We start from the raw sequence: 7,338 nt of genomic DNA on the forward strand, positions 1-7,338 counted from the left end.
GAAAGTACCCAACGTGGCATCGGCGGATGAAACGGGAAATCCCGTTCGCGTAAGCGTGGCGTAAGCCAAGACGAATAAAACCGTCCTTGTTTTTAGAAGTTGGAAGCTCCAACTTCAGCGGATCTTGTTGGGGTACTTCACCCGAAACCGTCTCGACACAAGCTGTGGCGACACAACGGTAACAAAATATGGTCTGGTGGAGGGTTAAGACTAACTCCGGATTAGCTACCCCCGTTATAACAAAGTCCGCGCAGGCGGACTTTGTTTGTGTAGCAGTGATTTCAATCGCCTCCTCTTGCTTAGATTGTTTCTCGAAGTTTTCCCGCCGTTAACGCATCTAATGGCATTTGAAATAAATACCCTTGAGCATAGTCACAATGCAGCGTCAGTAGTTGAGTCAATTGCTCCTTTGTTTCTACCCCTTCGGCAATGACTTGCATTCCCAGACTATCTGCCAACATGATAATCGTGCGGACGATTTGCAGGGGTAAGCCTTTTGTGCGATCGCTCATACCGGATTGAGTATTCCCTCCTTTATCTATGCCAATATTACTAATCAAAGACTGATCAATCTTAATCGTATCAATAGGAAATCGATGTAAATGACTTAAGGAAGAATAACCCGTGCCAAAATCATCAATACATAAACCAATCTGGCGATCGCGCAATTGTTTGAGCCGCTCTTCTGCTGTCTGTGGATCTGCCAGTAAGCAGCTTTCAGTAATTTCCAACTTTAAATGACGCGGATGCAGATGCGTCTGTTGCAGAATTTCGTCGAGGTGTTCTAGGAGTTCGGGTTGTAAGAACTGTTTGCTGGAAAGATTGACATAAATCGTCAATTGATGATTAACGTCTCCAGTTTGAAAACTATCCCCAACCCCCTCATGCCAACATTCTAACTGGCGACAGGCTTGGCGCAACATCCACCAGCCTAGGGGAATAATCAATCCCGTTTCCTCTGCCATGGGGATAAATTCACTGGGGTTGACTAATCCTCGCGTGGGATGATGCCAGCGCAATAGTGCCTCAAACCCAGCAATCTGATGAGTCGAGAGAGATACTATCGGCTGATAGTAAACCTCAAATTCCTGATTTTCCACCGCCCGCCGCAACTCAGTTTCCAACTGCAAGACGCTGAGGGCATTTTGGTGCATGGTGAGGTCAAATACCTCATAGCGCGATCGCCCCAATGCTTTTGCCCGATAAAGTGCCGTGTCAGCATCCCGCAATAAATCTTCTGGGCGATCATAGTGGATGATATCCCCCTCCTGTCGGATCTCCCGACTTAAAACAATCCCCACACTCGCCCCCGTAAATACTTCATGTCCATCTAAATTAAACGGGGCTGACAATTCTTGCTGAATTCGTTCTGCCACCCGGGTAGCATGGTGAATGTCTTCAATATCCTCTAGCAGTATAGTAAACTCATCCCCACCCAACCGAGCCACCGTATCCTCTGTCCGCAAACAGGATTCTAAGCGACGGGCAATGCCAATCAGCAGTTGATCCCCAATCAAATGCCCTAAACTATCATTGACCACTTTAAAGCGATCTAAATCCAAAAATAGTAGGGCAAATCGATAGGTAGGATGCCGTTTGGCTCGCTCTACAGTATGACCTAAGCGATCCATAAATAAAGCACGATTAGGCAATCCTGTCAATGTATCGTAAAATGCCCGGGCTTGCAGTTGGTCTTTTGCCAATTTGTGTTCAGTGATATCTTCGACGGTGCCTTCGTAATAGAGCAATTCCCCTGTCATCGTATCGCGAACAGCACGAGCATTTTCGGCAATCCAGATCACACTGCCATCTTTGCGATAGACTTGGGACTCAAAATCAGCCACCGCATCATTTTCTTGCAACAGCCGACTAAACTCAGTCCGTCGCTGGGGATCAACATAAAGCTGATGTTCAATATCCGTCAGTCGCGCCATCAATTCATCGGGAGAGGAATAGCCATATAAACGGGCAAGTGCTGGATTGGCGCTAATATAATGCCCATCAGCGGTGGATTGGAAAATTCCTTCCAAGGCATTCTCAAAAATACTGCGATATTTAGCCTCTGCCTGTTGCAACGCCTGTTCTGCCCGTTTGCGTTCGGTAATATCCCGTGCTATCCAAACCACTGAGTCTGCCAACGTGGGGGAAATCGTCGCCGCAAACCAAACGTCGCGATCGCCCACGGGTAAACTATACTCAATATTCACACGCGAACAAGTCGCGATCGCTTCCTGAATATACACCAAAAACTGATCAGCTTGAGCTGGGGCAAAGAGTTGATGCAAGGTTTTGCCCACCAATTCATGGGCATTCTTAGGCAACAGTACAGGCTCAGGATTCGTCGGGGCAATCTTCAGGAAACACCCCGTTTCATCCAAGACAAAAATAGAATCCGTCATCGCCGCCAATAATGCCCGCAACTCTGCCTCAGAGGAACGCAGCGCCACTTCCGCCTGTTTGCGCTCAATCGCTACCCCTAATTGGGCGGCTACTGTAGAAATCAAATCTACCAATCGCTGATCAGTTTGCCACGATTCAAGCCGGAAAAACGTCAACACCGCCAGAACCTCGTCATCAGCCATAATTGGCACCGCCAAGCCAGCCCCTAAACCACAGGCTTTTGCCAAAGATGAGCGCACAAACACCGAATGATTCGCACGGGAAACATCGGGAATCCATTCCGGGTGACGGGATGCCCAAACTCGTCCCGGTAGCCCACAGCCTAAAGCGAAGGTAAAGGCGGGACTATATCGGCAAAAGTCGGCTAAGGTTGATTCATCAGACGCCAAGCTAGGGGCATAGGGGGACATTGCCACTCTATCTGTGCCAGTGGACTTGGGATCATGTCCTTGTCGCCGATTATCATTTCCTTTTACCTTTCCATTTTGCGCCTTCCCTGGGAGCCTCTGATTTCTGGCTTGTGCCTTCCCAGGCATCTCCTCCCCTCTGCGCCAAATCGTGGAACATTCTAAAACCTTACCATCACCACGTTTGACCCAAGCTTCGCCTAAATCCCAATGGGTAGCTTCCCCCACTTTACTCAAAGTGACATACAAGGCTGACTGAAAATCTGGGGCTTCACCAATCGCCTGAGTCATCGTTTGCAAAAGTTCCAGGGCGTCTGTTGCCCACTTGCGCTCGGTGATATCGGTAATAAAGCCCTCTAAAGCCTGCAACTCTCCGTGGCGAGAAAAAATGCCGCAACCTTGTTCCCAAACCCACTTCTGAATTCCGGTTGCTGTGGTAATCCGATATTCTATTTGATAGGGTCGTTTTTCGGTAACGGCGGCTTTTACATCCTGCTTCACCCGTTCTCTATCGTCTGGATGAATTACGTCGCTGAACACTAATGCCCGATTTTCGATTAAATCACGGGGATTGTAGTGGAGTAGGTTAAAACAGCCCTCACTGACAAATTCCATTGTCCATTGACTATCTGCCCGACAGCGATACGCCATCCCGGGGAAATTGCTCATCAGCGTGGCTAGGGTGCGTTGACTTTCTTGCCAAGCGGCTTCGGCTTGCTTGTAATTGCTGATATCAAAGGCACTTAACAGTAGGGCGGGTTTCCCTTGAAATTCAATGATCCGGCTACTCATCTCCAGCCAGCGTTTATCACCGGTTTTGGTTAGGATTTGCACCTCATAGCGACGTTGTGATTCCTGCTCGTTCCATTCACTCAGGGATTTTTTGGGCATTAAGGCGTGGCTACTCGGATGCAGCAAGTCCCATAAATCCATGGTTAACAATTCAGATTGGCTGTATCCTGTAATTTCACAGACTAGGGAATTCACATAGACCAACTGATTGCTTTGGTAGATTAAGGCAGCGGCGGAAATGGTTTCGGCTAAGGTACAAAATTTGACCTCTTGTTCACACAAGGCATTGGCAATTAACTGGCGGCGTGTTGGTTGAGGTGATGTCGCTGTTTGCGGATGTGATGCAGGTAAGGGGGGGAGGGATTCGGGGCGATAGGAGTAGTCTGTAAGCGGCTGGAAAATTGCCACAAAGGCTGAGTCTCCTTTAAATGTTAACCGTTGTAGCGAAACTAGGCTCCAAATCGGCTTGCCCTGGCGACTCGGCATTTTGACGGTGTAATCCCGCAAATAGCCTTGGCTAACTAATATCTGTAATATTACTTGTCGTTGGGTGGGATCGTGATAGAAGGATAGGGTTTGGCGATCGCAAATGGGTTCATTGACGCTGGAACTCTTCTTGCTGCGGCGATCAAAGGTTGAGCTGTAAGGGTCATTTGCATACAGAATCACACCATCCTTTAACCGGGCAATCACCAAGGGTAGGGGAATGCCTTGCACTAGGGTTTGCCATGATAGGGTGTCGCTGTCTCCTCTGCGTGGATGTGTCGGGACACTCAGAAGCTCCAGTACGTTTGTCTCTGGCTCTCGTGGTGTATCTTTTTCCAATAAATGGCTGTAGCTTACCTCTAAATGTTTCACGGCTGCATATAACTCCAACGTCTTGTCCTGGGAAATTTTCTCTTAAGGATGGATGAGGAATGAAATAGTTCTGATTGCGAGAATTAGTTGCTTCCCTCGCCTAAGGCAAGAATGGTGTTGATGATAGATAGCACCGTGAAAAATACAGCGATTTAACCTAAGCGTGCAGTATGCGATCGCATCGCTTACTGCAAACGTTTGTGTCAGCAACCTCCCATCTAGGACAAATGGCACAGACATCAAGGAAGGATTGAGACAAAGGTTTACACTGAGACTTTCCTAGACGAGAAAACCTACACCTGCTCACCCACACCGCCCGATCAACTAAGGGCGTATTGGATTATGGTGAGTTGACACTCCTGACGCCTAAAGGCGTGAGGATTCTTTCTTCTCAGGGACACCGATGTGTTTACCCTCACAAAGCATCTTGACCGTGTGTCCCACGGCTGCAAGTCCACGAATGCAGACTATTTGCGCGGCTGCTACATCCCTATCGGTTGTGTAGCCGCAATACTGGCAGGAGTGAACCCGTTGAGATAGCGGTTTCTTGCCTGTTTCAACTAAACATTCAGGACAAGTTTGACTGGTTTTCTTGGCGTCTACTTTCTGGAAATAAACTCCCCGCTTAAAACAGCACCCTCGAAGAATACCTAGAAATTGCCCCCAACCAGCGTCTAGACACTGCTTAGCTAACATCCCTTTGGCTAATCCCTTGAGGTTGAGATCTTCGGCAAAGACCATACCAGCCCAATCGCACAAGTTATGGGCTAATTCCCAGTGATATTGCTTGCGAGTATTGGCTATCCGTTCATGTAGTCGGCTGACCTTGGCTTGTGCCTTTGCTCGGTTATTTGATCCTAATTGCTTGCGGCTAACCCTTTGTTGCAGCAATCTAAGCTTGCGTTCAAGGCGTTTAAACGGACGCGGATTAGGGAATAACTGACCATTTGACACCGCCACAAAATGACTGATTCCGACATCGATCCCGATGGCTTCTCCGTGGGGAAGAATGTCCGGTACGGGGACATCCCACTGCAAAGTAAGCATTACATACCAACCAGATGCCCGCTTGACTACACGCGCTTGTTTGATAATCGCGTTATCTGGTATTGGACGCGATTGGCGAAAGCGGATTAATCCAATCTTGGGTAGTTTGATTGCGTTTCCTTGAACGGGATTTTTACCCAATGCGGGAAACACGAAGGATCTGATGGTTCCTAGCTTTTTAAAGCGGGGAAACCCATGTCCACCTTCCCACATGCTGACAAATGCTTGCTCAAGCCGCTTAAGTGTCTGTTGCAACACTTGCGAATGAACCTGTTGCAGGTTTTCACTTGTTTTTCGATATGTGGTTAATCCACGGCATTGACTAGCATAAGTTGGACGCGGCGCATTAGCCGGGATGATGTATTCGCAATTGAGGGAACAAGCGTTAATTCGGCAACTACGGGAACGATACCAATCTTTTCTTTCGGCTAACGCATAGTTGTATACGCGCCGGCATTGTTCTAGCCAATCTTGAAAAATGGCAATTTGACTAGACGTTGGTTTTAGTTTGTACTCGTAGGTTAAATTCAACACTTGCATCACCTCCTACCAGCATGATACATTAACTTTTAAAAAGCGTCAGTACGATTTATAAAATCCGCCCGAAAAGGGCAAGACTTTAAACCCAATTTTCTGGTAAATAATAAGATTACACTAAGGTTAAGAATAGGAAACTGTTAACTAGGCTACCGTATAATGCTAATCCTTTCTTTTTCCTTAATAATTTAAGAATCAGCGCAAGTCGGCAATGGGCGCAAGTCGGCAATGGGCGCACGTCGGTGCGCCCCTACGGTTTCTGTATTTTATGAGTTATGACTTTTTTTAAATTAAAGGATTCGATTGTCATCCCGCCCAAGTTAACTCCGTACCTGTTTTTGCTACCGGCTCTGGTCATCTTGGCGATAACAGTATTTTTGCCCGCTTGTCAAGCCTTTTACTTAAGTTTTACTCAATACGACTATGATTTGACCCAAACGCCTGAATGGGTAGGCTTGAAGAATCTGCAACGCTTGGGCAAAGATCGAGTATTTTGGCAAACGGTGGGGAATACGTTGTTATATCTGATTGGCGTCGTGCCAATTTTAGTCACACTCCCCTTAGGATTAGCCATTTTAGTCAATCAGAAACTGCGTGGAATAAGTTGGTTTCGGGCGGCTTATTATACACCCGTGGTGATTTCTATGGTGGTGGCGGGAATTGCTTGGCGGTGGCTTTATGCAGAAAATGGTTTATTTAATCAGATACTCATTTTGGTGGGATTCAAAGAGGGAATTCCCTGGTTGACAAGTCCAAATTGGGCAATTCTTAGTGTTATGGCAGTAACCGTGTGGAAGGGGTTAGGCTACTATATGGTGATTTATCTGGCAGGTTTGCAATCGATCCCCAACCAACTCTATGAAGCGGCGGCGTTGGATGGTTCGGATGGGTATGGGAAACATTGGGATATTACAGTTCCTTTAATGCGCCCCTATTTGGCGTTAGTTGCGGTAATTTCGGCTATTTCGGCGACTAAGGTTTTTGAAGAAGTTTATATTATGACCCAAGGGGGACCTCGCAATAGTTCCAAAACGGTGGTCTATTATTTGTATGAGCAAGCCTTTTCGGATTTGGAAATTGGTTATGCTTGCGCGATTGGATTAGTGCTGTTCCTGGTTATTCTGGGGTTGTCCCTGCTTAATCTTAGATTATCTCAAGGACGCGATCGCTATTCCTCTAATCGTTAAATCAATGGACATTTCTTTCCTTTGTGGACATAAGTATAACCGTCAGCTTTCCAGATTGGCTCGAAATACTTCCAGTTGATGCTTTGCAGTTTCCCTTTTGCTGTAGTCAA

General features: G+C 47.0%; 3 protein-coding genes. 1 reads left to right on the forward strand and 2 read right to left on the reverse strand.

Annotated features, from left to right (window positions below; translation table 11 throughout):
• Window positions 1-299: 299 nt before the first annotated feature.
• Window positions 300-4,457 carry an EAL domain-containing protein gene (locus tag RLO19_RS25575; protein ID WP_446360212.1) on the reverse strand — a complete coding sequence of 1,386 codons (4,158 nt, stop codon included), beginning with the start codon at window positions 4,455-4,457 and terminating at the stop codon, window positions 300-302.
• Between the two features lie 366 nt (window positions 4,458-4,823).
• Window positions 4,824-6,038, reverse strand: a complete 1,215-nt coding sequence (locus RLO19_RS25580; protein ID WP_446360213.1) for an RNA-guided endonuclease InsQ/TnpB family protein — start codon at window positions 6,036-6,038, stop codon at window positions 4,824-4,826.
• A 278-nt stretch (window positions 6,039-6,316) separates the two neighbouring features.
• Here RLO19_RS25580 and RLO19_RS25585 point away from each other — a divergent pair, with 278 nt between their 5' ends.
• Entirely contained in the window at window positions 6,317-7,228 is a 912-nt protein-coding gene (locus RLO19_RS25585) for a carbohydrate ABC transporter permease (protein ID WP_446360214.1), read from the forward strand.
• Window positions 7,229-7,338 lie beyond the last annotated feature (110 nt).

It is taken from the genome of Coleofasciculus sp. G2-EDA-02 (genome assembly GCF_040226375.1).
Lineage (GTDB): Bacteria > Cyanobacteriota > Cyanobacteriia > Cyanobacteriales > Coleofasciculaceae > Coleofasciculus.

What these genes read in the sequence shown, in the direction of transcription:
- RLO19_RS25585 (WP_446360214.1), top strand. Translation starts at nt 6,317, where the DNA reads ATGACTTTTTTTAAATTAAAGGATTCGATTGTCATCCCGCCCAAGTTA.